18 protein-coding genes and 3 tRNA genes are annotated in these 22,012 nt (G+C 47.2%); 11 read left to right on the forward strand and 10 right to left on the reverse strand.

Features of this window, described 5'->3' with window-relative positions:
* Positions 1-126: 126 nt before the first annotated feature.
* On the forward strand, positions 127-855 hold the full coding sequence (locus V513_RS10370) for a DUF6577 family protein (RefSeq protein WP_099772700.1): 729 nt from the start codon (positions 127-129) through the stop codon (positions 853-855).
* A 631-nt stretch (positions 856-1,486) separates the two neighbouring features.
* Here V513_RS10370 and V513_RS10375 read toward each other — a convergent pair.
* Positions 1,487-1,993 (reverse strand): hypothetical protein, encoded by a 507-nt coding sequence (locus V513_RS10375; RefSeq protein ID WP_099772701.1) that lies wholly within the window; start codon positions 1,991-1,993, stop codon positions 1,487-1,489.
* Positions 1,994-3,370: 1,377 nt separating this feature from the next.
* On the opposite strand from V513_RS10375, the gene V513_RS10385 reads away from it, so the two are divergent.
* The 8 genes from V513_RS10385 (at position 3,371) to V513_RS10420 (ending at position 13,343) form a co-directional block, all read left to right on the forward strand.
* Positions 3,371-3,568 carry a hypothetical protein gene (locus V513_RS10385; protein WP_099772702.1) on the forward strand — a complete coding sequence of 66 codons (198 nt, stop codon included), beginning with the start codon at positions 3,371-3,373 and terminating at the stop codon, positions 3,566-3,568.
* A 584-nt stretch (positions 3,569-4,152) separates the two neighbouring features.
* Positions 4,153-4,320 (forward strand): hypothetical protein, encoded by a 168-nt coding sequence (locus tag V513_RS13890; protein WP_180274881.1) that lies wholly within the window; start codon positions 4,153-4,155, stop codon positions 4,318-4,320.
* A gap of 1,944 nt (positions 4,321-6,264) precedes the next feature.
* A complete protein-coding gene (locus tag V513_RS10395) occupies positions 6,265-7,092 on the forward strand; it encodes a sugar phosphate isomerase/epimerase family protein (protein ID WP_099772703.1) in 828 nt (275 codons plus the stop codon).
* 9 nt (positions 7,093-7,101) lie between these two features.
* On the forward strand, positions 7,102-8,634 hold the full coding sequence (locus V513_RS10400) for a sulfatase-like hydrolase/transferase (protein WP_099772704.1): 1,533 nt from the start codon (positions 7,102-7,104) through the stop codon (positions 8,632-8,634).
* A gap of 16 nt (positions 8,635-8,650) precedes the next feature.
* A complete protein-coding gene (locus V513_RS10405; RefSeq protein ID WP_180274882.1) occupies positions 8,651-9,511 on the forward strand; it encodes a MurR/RpiR family transcriptional regulator in 861 nt (286 codons plus the stop codon).
* A 29-nt stretch (positions 9,512-9,540) separates the two neighbouring features.
* Positions 9,541-10,521: an ABC transporter substrate-binding protein gene (locus tag V513_RS10410; protein ID WP_099772706.1), complete on the forward strand. Its 981-nt coding sequence runs from the start codon at positions 9,541-9,543 to the stop codon at positions 10,519-10,521.
* 62 nt (positions 10,522-10,583) lie between these two features.
* Entirely contained in the window at positions 10,584-12,257 is a 1,674-nt protein-coding gene (locus tag V513_RS10415; RefSeq protein WP_180274883.1) for an ABC transporter permease, read from the forward strand.
* A 15-nt stretch (positions 12,258-12,272) separates the two neighbouring features.
* Complete coding sequence (locus V513_RS10420) at positions 12,273-13,343, forward strand: ABC transporter ATP-binding protein (RefSeq protein ID WP_099772708.1); 1,071 nt, start codon at positions 12,273-12,275, stop codon at positions 13,341-13,343.
* A 705-nt stretch (positions 13,344-14,048) separates the two neighbouring features.
* Here V513_RS10420 and V513_RS10425 read toward each other — a convergent pair.
* From V513_RS10425 to V513_RS14005, 6 genes are all read right to left on the reverse strand, one after another.
* A complete protein-coding gene (locus tag V513_RS10425; RefSeq protein ID WP_099772709.1) occupies positions 14,049-15,404 on the reverse strand; it encodes an ATP-binding protein in 1,356 nt (451 codons plus the stop codon).
* Positions 15,405-15,596: 192 nt separating this feature from the next.
* Positions 15,597-15,896: a hypothetical protein gene (locus V513_RS10430; RefSeq protein ID WP_099772710.1), complete on the reverse strand. Its 300-nt coding sequence runs from the start codon at positions 15,894-15,896 to the stop codon at positions 15,597-15,599.
* Between the two features lie 152 nt (positions 15,897-16,048).
* A complete protein-coding gene (locus V513_RS10435; RefSeq protein WP_099772711.1) occupies positions 16,049-16,546 on the reverse strand; it encodes a helix-turn-helix domain-containing protein in 498 nt (165 codons plus the stop codon).
* Between the two features lie 889 nt (positions 16,547-17,435).
* Positions 17,436-17,963 carry a putative immunity protein gene (locus V513_RS10440; RefSeq protein ID WP_099772712.1) on the reverse strand — a complete coding sequence of 176 codons (528 nt, stop codon included), beginning with the start codon at positions 17,961-17,963 and terminating at the stop codon, positions 17,436-17,438.
* 39 nt (positions 17,964-18,002) lie between these two features.
* Positions 18,003-18,386 carry an iron chaperone gene (locus V513_RS10445; RefSeq protein WP_099772713.1) on the reverse strand — a complete coding sequence of 128 codons (384 nt, stop codon included), beginning with the start codon at positions 18,384-18,386 and terminating at the stop codon, positions 18,003-18,005.
* 9 nt (positions 18,387-18,395) lie between these two features.
* A complete protein-coding gene (locus V513_RS14005; protein ID WP_218962711.1) occupies positions 18,396-18,518 on the reverse strand; it encodes a DUF1905 domain-containing protein in 123 nt (40 codons plus the stop codon).
* Between the two features lie 1,069 nt (positions 18,519-19,587).
* On the opposite strand from V513_RS14005, the gene V513_RS10455 reads away from it, so the two are divergent.
* Positions 19,588-20,835: an HD-GYP domain-containing protein gene (locus V513_RS10455; RefSeq protein WP_099772714.1), complete on the forward strand. Its 1,248-nt coding sequence runs from the start codon at positions 19,588-19,590 to the stop codon at positions 20,833-20,835.
* 152 nt (positions 20,836-20,987) lie between these two features.
* Complete coding sequence (locus V513_RS13895) at positions 20,988-21,128, forward strand: hypothetical protein (protein ID WP_180274884.1); 141 nt, start codon at positions 20,988-20,990, stop codon at positions 21,126-21,128.
* A 572-nt stretch (positions 21,129-21,700) separates the two neighbouring features.
* On the opposite strand, the gene V513_RS10460 is transcribed toward V513_RS13895, so the two are convergent.
* From V513_RS10460 to V513_RS10470, 3 genes are all read right to left on the reverse strand, one after another.
* Positions 21,701-21,777, reverse strand: a tRNA-Met gene (locus V513_RS10460).
* 7 nt (positions 21,778-21,784) lie between these two features.
* A tRNA-Met gene (locus tag V513_RS10465) sits at positions 21,785-21,861 on the reverse strand.
* A gap of 59 nt (positions 21,862-21,920) precedes the next feature.
* Positions 21,921-22,009: transfer RNA gene (locus V513_RS10470), tRNA-Leu, on the reverse strand.
* Between the last annotated feature and the right edge of the window lie 3 nt (positions 22,010-22,012).

Raw genomic sequence — 22,012 nt, forward strand, 5'->3', positions numbered from 1 at the left:
AATGAAGCCCTTATCGTGTTATAATTCGAACAATCGGCAATATATATAAAAATTGCCAATTGTTCTATAAGCGAGTTGATTGATTTGAAAGGCGAAACCTGGTCTTCAAAACGGAGTGGCAAAAGAATGAATTCAATACTTAGAGATAGGGACTCCTTCACTACTGAGGAGCTCAAGCCGTTTCTTATTCTTCCCGGAGAAGAGATAAGCCCTGTTACTATCCGAACCAGACTGAATGCTCTGAAAAGGAGCGGAATCATTACCCCTGTCGGGCGCGGTCTATACACACTCAAGAAGCTGCACAACTATACTCCAGAGATAGACAAATCCCTTAGAGAGGTATATCTTGTGCTTAGGAAACAGCTGCCACTAACCAGAATATGCGTTTGGAAACCTTCCTGGCTGAATGAGTTCGCGCTTCATATAGCCTCTATACAAATCATAGTTGTTGAAGCGCAGAGAGAAGCTGAAAGGGCAGTCTTTGAGGTGCTACAAGAAGCACTGAAGAAGAATTCCTCTCTTACCGAAAATCTACTACTCCTAAATCCTTCTACTGAAGATATCGATCTCTATGTTTCTGGCCAGTCCCCTGCAATATTCGTGGGAAGACTCATTACTGAAGCTCCGATCATGGAGAGTGATGGAATCGTAATACCGAGACTCGAGAAGATGCTTGTAGATTTGTTCTCAAGGGAGCCCGCTCTTGAGCCATTTGGTGATGCCGAAATGGACAGGGTTTTCAGAAATGCCTTCGATACATATGCACCAAACGCAGATACCATATTGAGATATGCTGCAAGGAGAGGAAAAAGACAGGAAATGGTGGAGTACATTCGTTACAACTCCTTCTACTGATAAGATTCTTGGAGACAAACTCACGACAAACCCCGCAGATGATTTCATCGTACGGACTTGCCTTTCAGTATATGAGGATCTCCAGAGGGAAAAGAAAGTGTGACTGAAGAGCTGGCGTTTCCAAGAGGAAAATTAGACTCTATGCCAGTCGGCAACACAGCAATTACCTCTAAGCCTGTCGATGTAACGTGAAGATAGATTCTTATATTAAAGAGACTTTCACAGTCGCTTTGTGGTAAGTTCACTTGTATCTGGCAATCGAACGGAGAAAATAATGTTTGCATATATCTAAGGACCGGAATCATAGTGCGGACATTATGATCAAAGGAAAGGTGTCCAAAAAGCTAACATGTGTAGAATAGTAAGGAATGACAATGGTCCGACAAAAAAAGCTAAGGTATCACATACCGTTACACCTTTCGTAGGAAGAGGATTTCGGACGGTTTGGAGTGATTAAACCGAAATATCTGTCAATAGAACCATTTTGATAATAATATCTCATAATTAATCCCTGATACGCCTCGTATCTTGCGCGTTTGTTGTTGATGAAACAATTATCAGTTGTTATAATCATATTGTATCAATTGGATCGGGCGAACCCGGTCGGCGGAGCATTACTGCTCCGTTTTTTTTAGGGTAGAATGACTATTGCTCTTTCGTGGAATATTCTACCGAAGAGAAGTCGAGCTATTCTTTCAGAAAACGGCCAGAAATCTGAGACGCCCAGTTCCCATTTCCTTATGATTGAGCCCATACAGTATGCTGCCGTATCTGCTATATCTAAACCTGACACGAAGTGCTTCTTTGTGCGAAAAACAGCACTGATATTCAGTTTCTTTAGCTCATTTGAAAGGTACATTGGTAAGGCAGGGTCTATGTATCCATACCTTTCCTGCCTTCTCAATCCTTCTTCGTAGACCTTATCTTCTCTGGTACCCCTACTCTCAAAACACCATCTAAAGTCCTTCTCATCATTCCAAATTAGCCTTTCACAAATCAGCTGAATAGACGATAAATATGGATGTACCGGATACGAATACTGCTGCTGCATTTTTTCTTTTGAGATATATACTCCAAGCGTCCTGAATTTGCATCTTTTGAGCGTCTCGTAAAGGTCATCGTGAAACCTTTTTTCCAATGCTTTGTCTGAAAGAAATGAACAGATGCTTTCCCTGTTAGATATGAGCCGGAATCTAAGAAAGACCTTCTGCGTATTGAACCATCGAAATTTGAAGGCCTTGATCTCTCTATCGACTAGCGGATATTCTTTGGGCTCAATTACAATAGCAGACAGGAAGAATGCTTTGTTTGGATCTTTATGAAGATTTTTGTATGTTGGTGAACCATACTCATCGGTAAAAATTTATAGCACATGTTACCCCTTACTCACATGAAGAATATGTACCAAGAGTCTATCCAACGACACAATTAGCAAGAAAGGTAATTCAAAGTGATCTGACACCTCTTTGTCGTTGGCAAAGTATTCTAAGAGTCGTTCTAGCAGAGGTAGATCATCATTATCATACCGCATTTTCCCCGTAATTGAAAATGATAGTTATTACGGAATCCCGGTGTTAACATTGCTTTCTGAAAAACGTTTATTGTTGTCCATTTCCCTTGCGCAATCGGCAACATCGCTCAAGTTTTTTTCGTGACAGACTTGCTTTTTTGGAGAGCCGGGGTTGGTGGCATCAAGATCTGAAGTGATGCTGCCTCAGGCAGGAAGTGATGCTCGCTGGCGCGAGGAAGTGATGCCCGGAAGGCCATCCGGGGAAGTGATGCTGACGCTTACGCGCCAGGAGGCAAAAAACCAAAGAAAGAGAGACTTGGGAACGAGATCCCGTACAGGAGCACTACGGGATGACGGTTTTTTCTTATTCTAGTTATTTGACTATCTTCTGGTTGGAATATTAATCCTTGGCGTGTGAATTCCGGCCTTCTCGTAAGCGCAGCGAACGTCTCGACATACCCTTTCTCGATTGATCTTTTCGGTGAACAGGTTCTTGCTCTTGTACGGTCGACGAATAACAGCTCTTATACCTGACGAAGTCGGAACTGGCCTTTGCGAAGCAAAGACCGGCCGCACGAAGTGTAACTGGCCTGCGATAGCAGACTGGCCAACGAATAAGAAAGGGTCAGACTCATAGTTCTGCAGACGGATCTGCGAGAACTGTATAAGAAGCTTTCTAAATAGGTTATTGAAGGGGTATTAAAAAACGAGTTTGGAAGAAAATGATATACTATCGATCCGACAATACGTATAAAGAATTATCCAGCAATACACACATCAGATAAGTTTTTTGGACGAGGGCTAATAGTGTTATTCATTCTATGAAAGAGCGATTATTTATTCAATTTGCAAAACTTCAAAAAGCCGAAGGCTCTAACCGGGGAGATTTCACAGGACTACCAAGATACGATATTGAACACAATACTCCTGTACAAATTATTCGACAAAACCAGAGATCCTGCTAAATAGAGCGATGATACAATCACATTGAAAGGGGGCGATCTAATGGATACACGACAGCTCCTGAGAAAAGAAATTGAAACTGCACCCGATGCTCTTTTGGAAGAAATCCTTCGGTTTGTGAAGGCATTGAAAGAAAGGAATCTACCTGCCTTAAGCCGCGAGCTGCTGGATGCTTCAGAGTCGGCTCTTGCCAGGGATTGGCTGAGGGAAGAAGAGGATGTAGCGTGGAAAAACCTGTAAATGGTGATGTTGTGGCAATTCCTTTATTTTTCTCTGATCTCACCGGAGCAAAAAGAGCGACCTGTGTAAGTTATCGCGGATGCTGGCGGTGATGATGTCATAATGTGTCAGATCACAAGCAGGACAATTAAAGATGAACTTGCAATAGCTATTGACCAGGGGGATTTTGTACAGGGAGGCCTGAATCAACCAAGCAATGTGAGACCTAAAAAGGTCTTTACTGCGGATAAGAGAATAGTACTATACAGAGCTGGAAGAATCACCTGTCAAACATTGAAAAAGACCGTATCTTCATTAATTGATATTCTTCAGAAGAGGTAAATGCCTAATAGTATACCAGTAGAGAGCATATGATTGCAGAGAACTTCACCACGGCACGTTGACTGGATGGAAGTCAGGTCCAGAGCGTGGAAAGGAATAACTTCTGCTACAAACAGAATAATCGGCAATATGTTTATAAATTGCCATTTGTTCTAATGGCGAGCTGATTGGTTTGAAGGACTAGGATTTTGGTGAACATCTGCAGAAATGCCGTGTCGAAATAATAGAATAAATTATAAAGGCACTAGAAAGAAGAGAGAATTATGGCAGCAAGAACATTCGAGAAAGAGATTTATATCGACCAAAAAGCTGTGGAGAATATGGTTAAAGCAATGAAAGCTGCAAAGAAGCGGTCGAAGGAAGAGTATATAGACGTTAGAGCCTCCATTGAGAGGAGTGTATCTTTATTACCAAAAACATTACGCCGCTAAAGGCCCTGCTAGACAAATACGATGAGAGTGAAGTGAGGGAGGTTTTATCCCTCTTTTTTTGCTCGAAAAACAGCGACGTCGAAACGTTTTTAAGAGAAAAAGCAATTGCATTCGAGAAGGCCTCGAGAGCCCGGGCCTATTTGATACTTGCTTTTTCGTAACAGACTCCGTTTTTTACATTTCATTAATGTTCTGACCAGTATTTTCCTTTGCCAATGCGGGCAAGGAAAGAATAGCTGGAGACAAATAAGATCCCTTTTTTTACTTCCAACAACTGTCAACCGTTCTCCGAGAAGAGCATAAGAGAGAAGATGCTGAAACAAGTTCAGATGACGAAATTAAGGGGGGTCTGGAATCTGGGATCTAGAGTCTAGCAAGAGTGAGATCCCATATAGGAGCATTACGGGATGACAGCTATTCGAAAAAGAGTTGTTGTAAGCATCCAAGAGCCAGACTGCTAACGCAGGCGAGTCAGGCTCCACCTGGCGAGACTCGCCTTTTCGTGAGCGCAGTGAACGTCTCGGCAACGCACTTTCTCGGTTGCTATTTTCGGCGAACGGGTCCCTGCTCTTGAACGGTCAACGGATAACGACCATTACAGCGATCAGCGGGTCCTTGATTTTAAGCGTAAAGCGGTTCTTGTGCTTGCAACTTGGAACTGACAACTTACAACTGATCTTAGATCGAGATTCTGAAACAAGTTCAGAATGACGCGATGTGTCGGTTTTAGGAATCACACCGAAATGATGAAACGAGTTCAGATTGAGGAATTTGACATTTTTGTTCAGCCTCTGATTTGCGACTTAGAACTCACGGCTTACAGAAGTAAGGAGTTGGTACAGTTGCTGGGGACAAAAGTCTCTCTGTTGTTTCATGTCATTCTATGATGATCCTGCTCAGAATCTCGCTCTTCTCGTAAGCGCAGTGAACGTCTCGATAATGCTCTTTCTACACTGCTATTATCGAAGGAACAGGATTCTTAGTCAGATTCAGACGGTATGTAGTTGCTTTGGATAGCAAACCTAGATGCTGAAATGCTGAAACAAGTTCGGATGACGAAATTAAGAGGGGTCCGGAGTCTGGGGTCTAGAGTCTAGCAAGAGTGAGATCCCGTATAGGAGCATTACGGGATGACAGCTCTTCCAAAAAGAGTTGTTGTAAGCATCCAAGAGCCAGTCTGCTAACGCAGGTCAGTTAGGCTTCGCCTGGCCAGACTCGCCTTCCCGTGGGCGCAGTGAACGTCTCGGCAACGCACTTTCTCGGTTGCTATTTTCGGCGAACGGGTCCCTGCTCTTGAACGGTCAACGGATAACGACCATTACAGCGATCAGCGGGTTCTCCGCTTTTAAGCCTACAGCGGTTCTTATGCTTGCATCTTGGAAATGATAACTTGCAACCGCTCTACACAAGAATGAATTCACAGGATCGGACACTAATGCAATAGAAAATGAAATCCCGAAGGATCGGAAACAACTTCCGATACCGGAAGTAACTTCCGCCCCCGGAAGCACTCTTTCAAACTGTGGAGTTGGCTAATCGTAAGAGACTCACACCCTACTCGACTTCGTGGCCCTTAACCAAAAATGAGGAACGAGATTCTGAAACAAGTTCAGAATGACGCGATGTGTCGGTTTACGGAATCACACCAAAATGATGAAACCAGTTCAGATGACGGGATCCCGGACAAAGAAACAAGAACCTGGACGTGTAGTGTTGGAACGAGGAATAGCTCTTTGCCCTTTCGAAGGACGAGTTCATGCTCCGAAGGACTAAGGACAGCTCTATCGCTATCTCTACCTCTCTCTTTTTCTTGCCTTCGATTTTTTCGGGCTGCGTTTCTTTTTTTGAGGTCTTATGTGGTATTCTATTACTGAAGCGATAGCTTCATTGTTGCGGATAAATCTGTTATCTTTGCAGCAATAGCTTCAAGATGGAGATGAGACGATGGATTTTCTTTTAAGTTCCAACGTACTGATAGATTTTCCTTTGAGGAACGCGCTCGAGATTTTCGCGCAGAAGAAGGCCGATGGCGTTGAGATCTGGGTTGAGCATCTGTGGAAGGAGAAATCTTCGCTGGAAGATCTGCGAGGCCTCATGGATTCACTGGGGTTGAAACGAACGCTTCACGCTCCCACCAGAGACGTCAACATCACCTCCTCCAACCCCGGGATAAAGGCCGAATCGATCAGGCAGACGCTCGAAGCTCTCGAGATAGCTTACCGGCTCGGCATAGATGTCGTAACGGTCCATCCGGGGCACATGTCCTCTTCCAAGGACAGGCCGGAGGATTTCTTCGAGGAGCAGACGCAAGCCCTTTTCAGAATCGGCAAGAAGGCCAAAGAGCTGGGAATTAAAGTCGGGGTGGAAATTATGGAAAAGAAACCGGGCGAACTGGTGATTGCTCCCGGGGATCTTAACGTTCTTCTTGACATCGTTAATCTCGACTCCCTGGGAACGACTTTCGATATAGCCCACGCAGCCACCCTTTACAAAGGCTCCGTCGAGCCGGCTCAGCTGAACGAGAGTATCGTCGATTATATGAAGAAGCTCAGAAAAATCTACAATGTACACGTGAGCAACTCCAGTCTGGAGAAAGTTCACCTACCCCTCTCCAGGGGAGTTTACGATTTTCTGCCTGTGCTGAAGGAACTATCACAAATTTACAGGGGCACCGTATCGATCGAAGGTTTCGTACCGGGAGATGGAATGAGGGTGCTGGAAGAGAACATGAATGTCATCCACCGGTGGAAAGGGGCGCTTTCCAATTTATGAGGTGATTGTGTGAATCTCTGCAAAGCGATATTAAGGCAATACGATAAAGGTCTGAACGATTACTGGATCCCGCCTCTCGTCGCATGTGACGGAGAGAACAGGCCGGGAAGGATTCAGGACGGCGATACGGTTATCTTCTGCTGTCGAAGGGGGGAGAGAGAAGTCCAGCTGATGGAAAGTTTCGTGGAAAAGCATTTCACGGCCTTTCCTGTACGCGACTTTTCGAGGCTCCGTTTCGTGCCGCTGGTAGAATACCACGAAAAGTTCTCAAAGATAGAGCCGATCATTCCGCCGGTCAGACCGGAAAGGACGCTCGGCGAAGTTCTCAGCGGGGAGGGCAAGAAGCAGCTCGCGGTGACAGAATCTGAAAAGGAGTCTCACGTGACCTTCTTTTTCAACGGCCGGCACAGTCGCCTCTACCCCGGCCAGGTGGCCAAAATCATACCTAGCTGGAAGGACTTCAAGAACCACCCGGAGATGAAGAGCGCCGATAGCGGTAAGACAGTAGTGAAGCTGATGGACAGGTACGATTTCATCATAATCAACTTCCCGGCCGGCGATGTGATAGGCCATCTCCAGGAAATGGAATTGAAGGTGAAGGCCGCAGAGGAGATCGACAAAGCTCTGGGCGCGATCTACAGCCAGGCCGCATCACTTGGGCGCACGCTGATAGTCACAGCCGATCACGGTCTCATGGAAAGAGGCTTCACCGATGAAGGTGCCCCTTCGGTCTCTCACACGACGGCGCCCGTTCCCTTCATAGTGGCCAATCCCCGGCTCGGGAAGGACGATATAATCAGAGATGGCGGCTCTCTGGTCGATGTGGCTCCTACGGTGCTCTCGCTGATGGGCGTGCGCAAACCGGAGGAGATGACAGGCCGCTCTCTTCTCAAGAGAGTTCCCGTCTCGAGCGGAGTGGTTCTGGTCATACTGGACGGCTGGGGAGAGGGAAGTGACGATCCATCTATCAATCCACTGAAGGCCGCCTACACTCCGAACCTCGATTTCCTGAAGACGGAGTTCCCCTTCACAAGGCTTAAGGCCAGCGAGGAATACGTCGGACTTCCCCACGGGAGGAGCGGCAACTCCGAGACCGGCCATCTCACGATAGGGGCGGGAAGGTTGATTGAGCAGGACGAACTCAGGCTGATGAGAGTCATGGAACGCCACTTCGAAGACCACCCCGTTCTCGAAAGGGTGCTGAACGGTGTAAAAGGAGGAGGCTCCCTTCATCTGGTAGGGATGCTTTCGGAGGCCAGCTCCCACGGGAATATAAACGAGGTCCTGACGATCTTGAAGGTGGCCAAATCTAAGAATATCGAAAGAATCTTTTTGCACCTGATACTCGACGGACGCAGCGCACCGCCGAGAAGCGCCGTCGATCTGCTCGAGAAGTACCGCGAGGAACTCGGAAAGATCGAAGTCGTAACCGTCGTAGGAAGGGGTTACGCTCTGGACAGAAGCAGAGATTACACGGGGAAAACAAAACCGGTGTATGATGCACTTGTGGAAGGTAAAGGCCAATGCTATTACGGACTATAAACGGGAGGAAGGGTTCTTGGAAAGAGACGTGACTATTCTCGATAGAGTCAGGGAGGTCTATCCCTCTCTCACGAAGTCCCAGAAGCTTATCGCCGACAGTATCCTCGAAAACTGGGAAAACATCGCCTTCGTCTCTCCCAGGGAGCTGGGGGCGAGGCTGGGAGTCAGCGAAACGACGGTGATAAGGTTCGCGAGGTCGATCGGCTACGAAAGTTTCACAGATCTCAGGCAGCACAGCCAGGACCTGATAAAGGAGAGGCTGACCCCGGCCGAAAAGATGTCGGCGACGGTGAAGAAGATAAAATTAGGAGAGACATCTTTTGAACGACTGCTGACGGCCGAGGTCGAAAACCTGAAAGAGGGCATCTCCAGGGTTTCGCCCAATGAATTTAACCGGGCCGTCGATTTGATCGAAGGCGCTCACAGGGTCTTCGTGACCGGGCAGGGCGTGTCGGAATCGCTGTGCAAGTTTCTTGAATTCAGGTTCAGACGGATGCAGGTCGACACCAGGGTCGTCACCGGCGGCGGGAAAGGCTTTTACGAGACGCTTCTTCTCATGAATGATAGGGACGTTCTTTTCGGGATAGGCTTCTTCCGCTGCTCACAGGACATACTCAGGGCTTTCGACTACGCAAAGGCCAGGGCAATCCCGACTATTGCACTCACGCACAGCACCGTTTCGGAACTGGCTTTAAGATCGGATGTGACACTGGTCGCCAACAGAGGGCCGGTTTCCTTATTGAACTCGCTCGTCGTTCCGATGGCTATACTCAACGTTCTGGTTCTCTATCTGGCGGAGAGGGACGAAGAGAAACTTAAAGCGCTGAAAAAACTGGACGAGATCCCAACTATTTTCGGGCTTAACGGGAAGGAATAGTTCCCCGGGCCCGTGAAGGAGGTTGTCTAATGAGAAAGTGCGGAATTGTAATTCTGCTGCTGATATGTAGCGCAATGCTTTTCGGGACCGAGAAGATAATGCTCTACACCTCGGTTCCAACGGAAATCATGACCGCTATCGCCGATGCCTTCATGGCTGCAAATCCAGATATCGAGCTGGAAGTCTTCAGGTCCGGTACCGGAACGATCCAGACCAAGCTCGCTGCCGAAGCGCAGACCGGCAACGTACAGGCCGACGTTCTCTGGGTTGCCGAATTCTCTTACTACGAAACTCTGAAGAAAGAGGGGCTCCTGGCGCAGATATACCCCGAGGAGGCCGCATCTCTGCCGGAGAACTTCAAGGACCCGGACGGTTATTACTACGCCGGAAGGCTTATCAACATGGTTATAGCCTACAACACCAAGGCGCTCACACCGGAGACGGCTCCCAGATCCTGGAAGGAACTGACGGATGAAAAGTGGTACGACAACTTTGTCGTGCCCAACCCCGAGTACTCAGGAGCTGCCGTCGCCGCGGTCGGCGCGCTGGCCAAGAAATACGGCTGGGAATACTTCAAGGATCTGCGAGAGAACGAGGCCGTAGTTGTCAGGGGGAACAGCGATGTCGCTCAGAAGGTTGCGGCCGGGGAGTTCCCGATAGGCATGACTCTCGACTATATAGCCCGCGACCTCAACGTCAAAGGCAGCCCGATCGACATCATCTACCCCACCGACGGCACGATAGCCATCCCGAGCCCCATTGCGATTCTGAAGTCATCGCAGAAGATGGAGGCCGCCATGAAGTTTGTCAACTACATCCTCTCGATCGAAGGCCAGAAGGCACTAGTCGAGCTGGGTTCGCTGGTTCCGGTCAGGAGCGACGTCAATCCTCCAGCCAACACGCCGCCGGCCGGCGAGATACTTGACCAGGCGATGGAAATCGACTGGAAGTACATCGAGGAAGGTCTCACCGAGATCAACACAAACTTCTCCGATATCATGCTGTTCTGATGGTTTTCTGCCCGGCCGTGAAAGGCCGGGCCTCACTCTCATCCTGAGGAGTGGTACTCTTGTTGCAGAGAAAGATCAAGGCCGACCCCTTCATTCTGGGCGGGACTTTCGTGGTGATAGCCGTTCTCGTGGTTTTCCCCCTGACGCTGCTGTTTCTTAACAGCTTCAAATTTGACGGGGCCTACACGCTTCAAAACTACGCTACGGTCTTTCAGGCGAAGAGAAATTATTCGGCTCTCTTCAACAGTCTCGAGCTAGGTCTCTTCACATCGCTCTTCTCCGTTCTGCTTGGAGCGCCTCTGGCCTGGCTTGTGACCAGAACCAACCTTCCATTCGCAAAGCTCTTCAGAACACTGTTCATATTGCCCTACATGATTCCGCCGTTCATAGGAGCGATCGCCTGGTCTCAGCTGCTCAACAGGCGCAACGGTTATCTGAACAGGCTTGTCCAGTCGATCTTCGACATAGAAGGGTACGTCTTCAACGTCAACACCATGGCGGGCCTAATATGGGTGATGACGCTCTACCTGTACCCCTTCGTGTTCATAACCGTGGCCGGGGCGCTCGAGAGGATGGACCCGACGCTCGAGGAGGCGGCCAGAACGTGCGGATCGAAGACGATGAAGATCATGCGAGATATCACCCTTCCGCTGGTAGCTCCGAGCATAGCGGGCGGTGCGCTCCTGGTTTTCGCTTCGAGTATAGCCAACTTCGGCATTCCGGCGCTCGTGGGAATGCAGGGAAGGGTCTTCGTTCTGACGACGATGATCTACTCTTACATGCACAGCGGCGGCTTTAACGGCATAGCCACCGCTTCGGCCATGTCGGTAATGTTGATGGCTATCTCGGTTGGAGCTCTGCTCATAAACAACTTCTATCTCAAAAAGAAACAGTACACCCTTATATCTGGAAAGAGCATGAGGCCGAACACTGTTGATCTGGGCGCCTGGAAGATACCCTGTCTGATCGTTGCCATAGTGATAGTCTTTGTAACCGTCATCATGCCGTTCTTTTCAATAGGTCTCACATCGCTGCTGGATGCCTGGGGCGCCGACATAACCTGGGAGAACCTCACCTTCAGGAACTACAGGTACATCCTCTTCGAGTACGGGCTAACCAAAGACGCGCTGAAGAACAGCTTTCTGCTGGCTATCTCGGCCGCCACTATCTGTATGGTTCTCGGCTCCCTGATCGCCTATATAAGCGTCAAAACAAAAATAAGAGGCCGCAAGGCCCTTGAAACAATAGCACAGATACCCTACACGATACCGGGGACGGTCGTGGCGATAGCCATGATTCTGGCCTGGTCGGGCAACTACGGGGTGAATCTTTACAACACCTTTTGGATACTCCTCTTCGCCTACGTTGCTCATTACGTGGCCTTCGCCGTGAGAACGACATCGGCCTCTCTGGAACAGATACACACCTCCCTTGAAGAGGCGGCCAGGATCTCGGGCGGCAGCTGGTTCACTTCGCTGAAAGATATAGTCGTGCCGCTGATAAGACCCGGCCTCGTGGCCGGCTGGTTCTTGATATTCATGCCAACTCTGAGGGAGCTAACGATGTCCATACTCCTCTGGGGACCCAGGACGGTAACCATAGGAGTCGCGGTGTTCGAAATGCAGGAGGCCGGATATGTGCAGATATCGGCCGCTTTTGCCACCCTGCTTCTGTTGATCGTCATAGCCGGAAACCTGTTGGTGAAGTGGCTAACGAGGGGAAAAGTCGGAATATAGAGGGGAGCGAGTCGAATGTCAAAAGTTGTTCTCAAGGAGCTTTCAAAGTCATTCGGTGATGTTAAGGTTGTCAGTAACATAAACCTGGAAATCAACGATCATGAGTTTCTCTCCTTTCTCGGCCCTTCGGGCTGCGGAAAGACCACGACGTTGAGAATGATAGCCGGCTTTGATATGCCCACGACCGGGGAGATCTTCATCGGCGAGAGACTCGTCTCGTCGGTGGATAAAAAGATCTTCGTTCCGCCGGAAGAGAGGAACGTCGGCATGGTCTTCCAGAACTATGCAGTCTGGCCGCACATGGACGTCTTCAAGAACGTCGCCTACCCGCTGAAGATAAAGAAGACCGGCACCGACGAGATGAAAGAGCGGGTGATGAAGGTTCTCTCTATGGTGAAGTTAACGGGCATGGAGAAACGCTATCCCCACCAGCTTTCGGGCGGTCAACAGCAGCGCGTGGCTTTGGCCAGGGCACTGGTCATGGAGCCTGACGTCATGTTGCTCGACGAACCTCTCAGCAACCTCGACGCAAAACTGCGAGAGGAGATGAGATTCGAAATAAAGGACATTCAGCGTCGCATAGGCGTTACGATTATCTACGTCACCCACGACCAGGCCGAGGCCATGGCCATGTCCGACCGGATACTCCTACTCCACAACGCCAGAGTGCAGCAGCTCGGGACACCCAGGGACCTGTATGAGAGGCCCGAAAATCAATTCGTCGCCGACTTCATCGGCCTAATTAACTTTTTGAAGATAGACGTCGCAGTCCGGGACGGTCGTACGATGGCCTCCTTCATAGCCTCTCCGGAAACGCCGCCTTTCGAGGTGAACCTTGAAAAGACCGGAAAGAGCAGCGAAGGGGGCTCCGTTTTTGCCGTCAGACCCGAGAACGTCAGGCTGGTCCCTCCCGATAGTAGCTCAATAAGAGGAAAAGTAACCAAGAAAGTCTATCTTGGAAATATACTCGATTACCGTGTGGCACTGGGAAAGGAAGAGATCCGTGTGGAAGCCTCTTCCGGCGAGGAGTTCCAGCCCGGGCAGACCGTGGGGCTGCGGTTTGAAAGTTATGTGCTATTCAAGTAATATTGGATCTGGGAAGGGTTTTAAGGATTGTGACTGGTAGCGGTTTGATCTTCGTTCCTCTGAACTAGCCTGAAAAGACTCACAGATACGATCAGCTAAGCTAAAGAGGGACTCCTTTTTTCCATACTCACAACTCTGAGAAGGCAAAAGGCAAAGACAGGATAAAGACGGAAGGCCACATAAACAAGATCAGATCCTATTATCGTGGATCTGGAAGCTAAAAAATCTGACCTGGATCAAGATAAGAAACGAACAGGAGCGAATACAACCCCGTCTTTTTCTGTCAAAAGACATGAAGCATACAAGAGCATAGAGCAGACAAGCAAACAGTATAAGGTTCTTTCCAGGTCTGATGTTTAAATGCCTACGGCTCTAATAAACCTGTCAATAAGCTAACATAATTTACATAATTGATATACTACTGGAGATGTCTGTTCGGGATTTACGAAAGATACTTCCGATCTTGCCGATGAATCAAGGCTTATTACCAGACGGAAGCTTCTCGCTTATCTGGCGAAACTGTTCCTGGGAATTCTGAGCAGCACCTTCGGCGTGACCACTTCAGTGAAATTGTTGCGGAAGGTATGCGCCGGAGTTTGCTTCTCATCAGTCAGGTAGATAATCTCCCATCAAGACCGGAAAGCTGATCGAGCAATGGTTTTTCCATATACTTGCACTGATCGGACTTGTACCTTTCCGATAGTTTCATTTCAACACTTCCCAATAGCCTTTTTTTGTTGCCCCTACATGACGAATGCGACTCTGTTCTTTGAGCTTTCTCAAATGATATTTTATACCATCCTCACTCAGTGCCAGCTCTTGTGCCAGCTCGCGACGGGTAATAGATGGGTTCTTCTTTAGCAAAAGAAGAATTTTTTCTTGGGTAGTTTCTTGGGTAGTTTCTTGGGTAGTACTACCCTCGCTACTTACTTTTCCCCGCATAGTATCCAGATAATTATCGGAAAATGGGAATTCCACCCAAAGATCATGTCCTTCCAGTTGAATACTGGGAGGCGGCGAATCCGAACTACGGCAAGATGAGAAAATTCGTTCAATCCCCCGGCCCCAGGATTCAATTTCCCCGGCACGGAAAAAAGCGTTTGCCACATCCGGATTATAGGGATGGGATGCATGTGCGCCCAATAATGTTTTCATACTCCACTCTTCAGGCAGTACCGCAGGATTCCAGATTTTCAGTTTGTTCTCATAGACCCGAATCTGTATTGGTGCAGGCACTGCATAATCCCTATGAACCAGCGCATTAAGTACGGCCTCGCGCAATGCATCGTAAGGTACTGGGAACCGCTCGATTCTCTGAAGACCTTCATAGATGATGGCGGCTTTCATGTATTTGGTTCGAAGTAGATCAATTACTGTATGTGCCTGTGAAAAAAGAGAGCCGTGAATTTCATCGTGATAGGCAAGTTCAGACTCTGAAACAAAAAAGCCGATTTTGACAAAAGCCCCGGCGATAAACCGATCAGGATCTTCATGAAAAAGCAGTACAGCCGATCGTTTCAGGTATGAGCCTTCAGTTAACTTAAGCTTTTCAAGCAGCTCCGAATCTGCTGCCGATAAATCTGCATCACTTAAGCGTCCACTGGCGGTAGCCAGCTCACGAAATTTTTTGAGGCTCACCACAGACAAATCATTTATTGCAACCCCCGGCAGGGGTACAGAATCCCATGTGCGTCCCTGCCTCTGTAGCAGAAAACGATCCAGCGCGGCGCCTTTGATTTCCTGCAGAGTACTGCCGCTACGAATGTAGTAATGACCGCGATAGTTAATTGGGTTGGTGTAGGCAGGCACATGAACTTCCAGTAATTCTGCTCCTTCTTCAACAAGCAGATTTACCTCGACAATTATTCCCAAAAGATCACGGATTTTATTGGGCAAGTCCTCCATCAGCTTTGCACTTTCCGTAACACCAACTGCTTCACCTTGATCATTTTTTCCGATGATCAGAGTGCCTCCATGAGCATTGGCAAAACCACAGACCCAGCGCAGGTAGTCATCGCGCCATGATTTTTTAAATTCAACAGCTTGGTTTTCCATGCTCATGTATTTATCTCCTTGTTTTGATGGTTTTTCATTATATGTTGGGTGTCTTGAAAAAAGGGCTTCCAAAAGATTCAATGGTAGTACCATTGAATTAATCAAGAACCAGAAAGGAGGCCCGAATAGATGTTATCACACTGGCTTTTAGAAAAGAGTTCAAAAATTTTCTTGTTGTTCAAAAGAACCCGCAACACTTCAACTTCCTTGATATATCTTGATATATAACAATAAGTACAGAAGTTTCATTTCGAACAATACCTGATCTGTCTCCGTTTTTATAACAACATCGAATCCTACGCTACAATCTAATCTCTTGTTCTCTTCATCCAGTTTAACGAAACCACCTTGGACATCGACCGAACCGCATTGGTTTATCGAAAGATTCTTCTCAAACGATTCGTAGTTCAGGGACTTAGTTCTTGTGGAAGTCAACTCTACTGCTTCAAGTAGCTTAGTATAATCATTGGTCTGCTTGCCGTTTACCCTGCCAGACATTTTTCATCACACCTTTCCTCATAGTCTGGCCTGTGTTCCGGCATCAGCTTTTCCCATTGCATCACGCCAAGTTCGAGAGCATACCGTATCGCTTCAAAAGAGTTGATGCGATAAGCATTACTTATCTGATCGATCTTGTTTTGTCATTTCCTTCAGAATTCAAGGTTTTTGCCGACCTCTTTTTCTATCTTCAGGCGGCTTTTCAACATGCTGCTTACTATGTCGGATATTTCGCCCGATTCATCTGTACCGGTAGTTTTACGTAACCTATCACATAGTTCTTTAGGAAGAGTTAGTGCTTCCTCGCTCGTGGCAAATATATATAACCGCAGTCCAAAGGTATCAGAAAGCTTGCTCGTCATCTCATACGATATATTCTGCTTCCCAGCTTCAATTCTTGTAATCACGGGTTGCGATGTTCCGATTGCCCCTGCTAGATCCTTTTGTGAAAGACCTTTCTCAACTCTTGCCGTCTTTATAGCCCTTATAAAAATTCGAAGTGGCCTCTTCAAATCATAGGCCTCTGCGAACTTCTCATCTTTCAGCCATTCTTTCTTCAGTTCGTCAGAAGATCTCATTATCTTCACTCCCTTACAACACACCCCTGCTATGTAATCCCCCAAACGGTTACAGGCTTTTGTGTATATCATCACTTTGACGGTTGGATCTTCCCTGCTTGAATTCAGCGGGCAATAATACTACGAGCCTATTTTTACTATTTGGATGAAAGTAAATGCGGATTATTTCCTTCTGCCTGGTCTTAATTTACATTTCTACAGTGTCCCATATCTACAATCGAGTGGTTTATACAGTTTCCCTTGCCTTCCTATCTGCTCGGGCATGATGGCGACCGATTCAATATCCTCGAGATTCGAAGCAACTTATTCTTTTGCGGCATCATCAAGCTCATCCGGGAATTTCGTTACGTCGCTTTATAGAAATATGTCTTCCTTTGTATAGAGACTGTACTCTCATGTCATTTTTCTCCCTGGAACGCTATCATTTTGATCATATATCATATATGCTATATCAGCAAGATTATTTGCCTGCAAAAAGCATATCATCGACGGTGAGTGAATATCCCGTTTTGAGCCCTTAAGAATAAGCGTAGCATCGAACTACCCGGAAAATCAATAATAACTCCTCACTGGCTTTACGTACAAAGCGAACTGAATCGATGACATCCGAGATAATCTGTGATATATTCGTTGCGGGCATGAAATAATCCTTTCGTATGGTTTGATCACCACAAATATAAGATGGTTTCATGCCTTTTTCAATGACCCAGTTCTATTTCCTTCTTTTGGTTAAGTCAAAGTGCATAAGTTGAGAATGTGGGATGATAGCCGGTTATTCGTTGTTGGTTGTTGGTAAGAGCCGAGAAAGAGTGTCGAGAGTTCGCTTCGCTCACGAGAAGGTGAGAGCGAAAATAGGGACGATTCTCCCAACGTCTGTTTTTCGCGTCTCGCCCTCTCTTCCTCTCTCCTCTTCTCGCGTTCCTTAACCGACACCGATTTGCCCGCCTAAAACTCAACACGCTCAATAGTACCAATCGATGTTTGCAGGATTGGATTCGTCTACAATCGAAATTTCCCAAAGCGCCGCAAGCATGCGTTCACACTCCTCAGAGGCGCGTACCTCAAGACGTTCCCAGGGGGCCTCTGTTCCCAGTTCATCGTAAGCGATCGCCAGAGCCCCATAGAGAGCGAGCCCTATACAGTGCCTCGCAGCATGAATAGTCGATACGCTTTGAGCAATCGCTCTCGCCGCTATGTGAGCAACATGATTTCCTTCGGCCTCTCTTGCAGCCTCATGGCACCGAAGTATTTTCTTTTTCGCCTGCTGCAATTTGATTTTGCCGTTGAGCCATTGTCTCGCGGAATCCAGCGCAAATTTTGGACGTAAGTCGTCCGGACAATACTTCAACCACAGAGGCAGAATAACTCGCTCAGAGTAATCGACCGCCCAGTTTACAAGCGTTATCTTGCTCTGAGTTTCGATTTGTCTCATGAGCAGCTTAATATACGGAGCATTAAAGTCGTTGAGCATCTTTCGCAATCTCGGCATACTCTTCCTCCATTAGTGATGTACGTTATTTTTATAGCATCATTCTGCGATCTCTGCAATAAGCCCCAGAGGTATCCGCTTGCCGTATGGAAACTGAATCGCGCCCTTGCTTCTACTAAACTCTGTCAACCGGGCGGCAAAATGCGCAACGACTTTGTCACCGGGATAGAGCCCGATGTGGTTCTTGAAGGCTGTGAAGCGGATTATGTTGCGCTTTTTCCAGTGAGTGGGCATTCTCCACGAGATTCTCTCCTCGGAGTCCGTCAGCGTCGCACGGAGCGTACCCCTCACCTTATGAAGGAATGGACGAACGGTTTCGGGTTGGGTTTCAATGTAGGAGTCAATCGTTTTAAGGGGCTCGCCGCAAGAATGATTCTGATTCTCTTTCTCGAATTCACGACCACATTTTGGACACTGCCACACAGGAACTCACTACTCTTTTTCCCTTACCGTGACTTTAACGCAGTCACCGGGCTTCCTTCCGATTCTAGACCTAATATCCTTTCTCATGTCGATAACGTAGCAAATGGTACCCTCGGAATTCTTCGTGCCCATTTTATGAGTCTTCCGTCGTACGGCTCACCGTCAAAAGTGACGTGGACTTTAACCCTTCCCGTACAGAATTCCCCCAGATACCATATGAAAATTCGATATACGCTCCATCAATGTCGGGGACCTCACGAATAATCGCTTCAAACTCATAGAGTTTTCGGCTCATAATCAACCTTCCTACAGAAAAAACCTTCAACAGTTTCATCGCGTCGGCATAAATATGAACATTATTTCACGACTCTTATCACAGAGCGTCTCAATCCGGTTGTTTTGCAGGTATCTCCGCAATTCTCCGTTGCAACCACGAGAGCTTGAGTCTAGTGATCAAACCGATGATAGCGAGAATAACCAAACTGAACTCGCGTATAGATAACACACGGTTGCTTTTCCGCAGAAAAGAATTCACAGGCCTCTATAGAAGTAAAATGAAATCGCTTCAGATGATAACTGCAAGTCACGGCTCTTCGAAAAAAGGAACCGGTAATCTAGATTTAATCCCCGGACTGTCAGAAACCACAATTTGAAACCAGTTTTGTTTGATCTAACGGTAAATTTGAGCTGCATGAGCGGCAGGAAAATCTCGCTTCTGACCGAACTCACACGGATCCATTCATCTCAGGCCAAGCATTGCTTGACTAGTAAGATGCAGCGAAACATCCCTTTCATGCAGCCGCCGATTATGGCTTCGTTTCCGACAGGCAGAAAACGGTTGTAAGTTTCTCAACATCCTGTCCATGCTGTGACCAGAAACTTTCGGCCAGTTTCTTCAGACTGTCTTCGGAAGGACTGTAACTGAGGACCCTTACCTCAACGTTTCTGCGGTGCATAGCCTTGCCGAACTCCCTTATCCGAAGGATTTCATAGTCAATCTCCCGCTTTTCAACCCCTTGTCTCCGATGAGAATGACTACAATACGAAGGATTTCTTACATCAGTTTACCTGCAGAACAAAACATCTATTGGCTCGCAGTTAAGCAAGTGTTTCTGACAGTTCTTCGATATTGTTTAGATCAAAAGATTAAGTGATATGATTAAACAAGACTCATGAAGTTCAGCAAACAGGGAGGTGGAGCATGAAAGGATTCGATGAGCTCAGGTATATCCGCCCTACTCTAGTCATTTTCGTTTTTGCTGTTACCGTTGTTCTGATGCTGCTTCCATATCATATCTTTCAGAATGAAGCTATAGATTACACACAGAAGATTTACTCAGGAATTTTCGAGACATCCGTCGAGAATCTAGCATCTGCTCTTAGCGTAGGTTATTTTCAGTGGAGCGCAATGTACAATGCGGTTTCTTCTGGAGATGAAGAGTTTGTTGAAGGGATGCTCCAAGAAATACAGCAAGATTTTCCAGGAGTAAGGTCTGCCAGACTAATAGAAAGACCGCCCGATGTACTGCTTGAAAATCAATACGAGCTATCTAACATTGATCAAGAGCTTTACCTCTACTTCAACATCTATGACAGCCTTATGGAAAATGAGGTCTCTGACCGGGTCGTGATTGCGAGTATCGACAAAGATGCTTTACTCTCGGAGATGCACTTGGATGAGAGAGTAAGCTTAACTTCCGGAGGATCAAAGTCTTTTGCGTATGGGCTTAGGGCTGAAATAGAAGGATATGACCTCACGAAGTGGCTCATATTCCACTCTTTGACGGCCGGAATACTCGGTGTCTTGTTTATGATGGAAGTGCTGGCGCTCGGACTTTCCAGATACTACGAGATGCACGGCCTACAGGAGATCATGTATTTGTGGGAGCTTGAGGACTCTTATACGGCTTTTCATTCTAAGAATGTGTCGAAGATAGCCGGACTTCTCGGAAAGAAACTCGGATTAAGCAGGAAGAAGATCCAGCAAATCGTTAACGGAGCTAAACTTCACGACATAGGGAAGATCGGGATTTCACAGAAGATATTGAGAAAGAGAGGACCGCTCGATGAGATCGAAAGAGAGGTCATTCAAGGACATCCAGCCCACGGAAAAGAAGTCCTTGAGCACTTCAAGTATCTTCAGCAGTTTATTCCGTATGTCTACATGCATCACGAGAGGGAAGACGGCTCTGGATATCCTCAGGGTCTGAAGGGAGACCAAATCCCGCTAGAGGCTAAGATACTGGCCGTGGCAGATGTCTTCGAAGCCCTCACGGCGAACAGGTCTTACAGAGACGCTTACTCCTTTGCCAAGGCTGTTGAAATGATGACTGAAATGCCCCTTGATCAGGGTTTAGTCTCTGCGCTCATAGAGATCCTTCCCGAGCTTGAGACTGAACTAAGCGGAAGAAAGGCAGAGAATTGCTTAGAGCAAAGAAGCCTAAGTTGATTCGTTCGTCAGCTTTGCTTTTGATCTGCTTCAGAGGCCAAAAATAGAGCTCGCTCTTATGCGAATCAATCTGAAAGAAGTGTATCGATGGTCTGCCGGCATTTCTTCTACAAGACCTATTCCATACGTACTTAGTAAAGATTGACTCTGCAATGAGTAGAAGAATAGAATTGTTGACAGGGGTGGTGAAAATCATACTATCCGGTCTGATCCCAATCTTTGTCGTAGGTCTTGCTATCGCAGTAATCGCCATATTGGCCTATGGCTTCATGATCGTAATGAAGAACTTCTAGAAGTCATCCGTTCTGTTTGTTGCGGATCTCCTCAACTGTGTTCGTCAGCCAAATTTACTATGTACCATACTTCTTGATTTTTCGTCCCGCTTTCCATTTCGAAGCGATGGACAGTATGGTTTTGACAGAAATTCCCCAGTGAGAAAGACTGAGTCATTCCTTCTTGCATGCGATACCTACGCAAGAACTGAACATTCAAAAAAATCCGGCTTCGTTTCACTCAAATCATTCTTGGGATGAGAAAAGGAATATGAACTTTGCCGAGAGCTTTTGGAAGCATTAAGGAAAAGGATCTCCGGCTAATATTCTGCGGAGAAGATCCCTTTCTTCAGGGAGACTTTTAGCAGGATCATTTTCAGGTATTCAAATAATGCTTCGCATTGACAACAAGAATCATACTTTCACTGGTTCTGCCTAATCGATGATATTCCTGACTGCGAAAGAATTAGGGCATCAAAAACCGTGATCTCCGATCGCTGGAGAAGTTCGCCATATAATAAACATAGCCTCCAGATGGGAGGCTATGTTTTATTGATTGAGCGCTTCATACACGCAGGTACGCCCTAAATGCTTGGTGGCGGCGGTCAGAATCGAACTGACGACTCTGCGGGTATGAACCGCATGCTCTAGCCAGCTGAGCTACACCGCCTAATAAATGGTAGCGGGGACAGGATTTGAACCTGTGACCTTTGGGTTATGAGCCCAACGAGCTACCAGACTGCTCCACCCCGCACCGAGTATCTATCTGCTCACAATATTCTATATATTAATGACCTGCTTTCTTCGCTTCCATGGTGCCGGGGATGGGAATCGAACCCACACGGAGCCCTCGCTCCAACGGATTTTAAGTCCGTTGCGTCTGCCAGTTCCGCCACCCCGGCAAC

Source organism: Mesotoga sp. H07.pep.5.3 (assembly GCF_002752615.1).
GTDB lineage: Bacteria > Thermotogota > Thermotogae > Petrotogales > Kosmotogaceae > Mesotoga > Mesotoga prima.

Coding starts and splice junctions, on each gene's coding strand:
- V513_RS10370 (WP_099772700.1), top strand. CDS start 127: ATGAATTCAATACTTAGAGATAGGGACTCCTTCACTACTGAGGAGCTC.
- V513_RS10385 (WP_099772702.1), top strand. CDS start 3,371: ATGGATACACGACAGCTCCTGAGAAAAGAAATTGAAACTGCACCCGAT.
- V513_RS13890 (WP_180274881.1), top strand. CDS start 4,153: ATGGCAGCAAGAACATTCGAGAAAGAGATTTATATCGACCAAAAAGCT.
- V513_RS10395 (WP_099772703.1), top strand. CDS start 6,265: ATGGATTTTCTTTTAAGTTCCAACGTACTGATAGATTTTCCTTTGAGG.
- V513_RS10410 (WP_099772706.1), top strand. CDS start 9,541: ATGAGAAAGTGCGGAATTGTAATTCTGCTGCTGATATGTAGCGCAATG.
- V513_RS10420 (WP_099772708.1), top strand. CDS start 12,273: ATGTCAAAAGTTGTTCTCAAGGAGCTTTCAAAGTCATTCGGTGATGTT.
- V513_RS10425 (WP_099772709.1), bottom strand. CDS start 15,404: ATGAGCATGGAAAACCAAGCTGTTGAATTTAAAAAATCATGGCGCGAT.
- V513_RS10430 (WP_099772710.1), bottom strand. CDS start 15,896: ATGTCTGGCAGGGTAAACGGCAAGCAGACCAATGATTATACTAAGCTA.
- V513_RS10435 (WP_099772711.1), bottom strand. CDS start 16,546: ATGATATACACAAAAGCCTGTAACCGTTTGGGGGATTACATAGCAGGG.
- V513_RS10440 (WP_099772712.1), bottom strand. CDS start 17,963: ATGCCGAGATTGCGAAAGATGCTCAACGACTTTAATGCTCCGTATATT.
- V513_RS14005 (WP_218962711.1), bottom strand. CDS start 18,518: ATGGGCACGAAGAATTCCGAGGGTACCATTTGCTACGTTATCGACATG.
- V513_RS10455 (WP_099772714.1), top strand. CDS start 19,588: ATGAAAGGATTCGATGAGCTCAGGTATATCCGCCCTACTCTAGTCATT.
- V513_RS13895 (WP_180274884.1), top strand. CDS start 20,988: ATGAGTAGAAGAATAGAATTGTTGACAGGGGTGGTGAAAATCATACTA.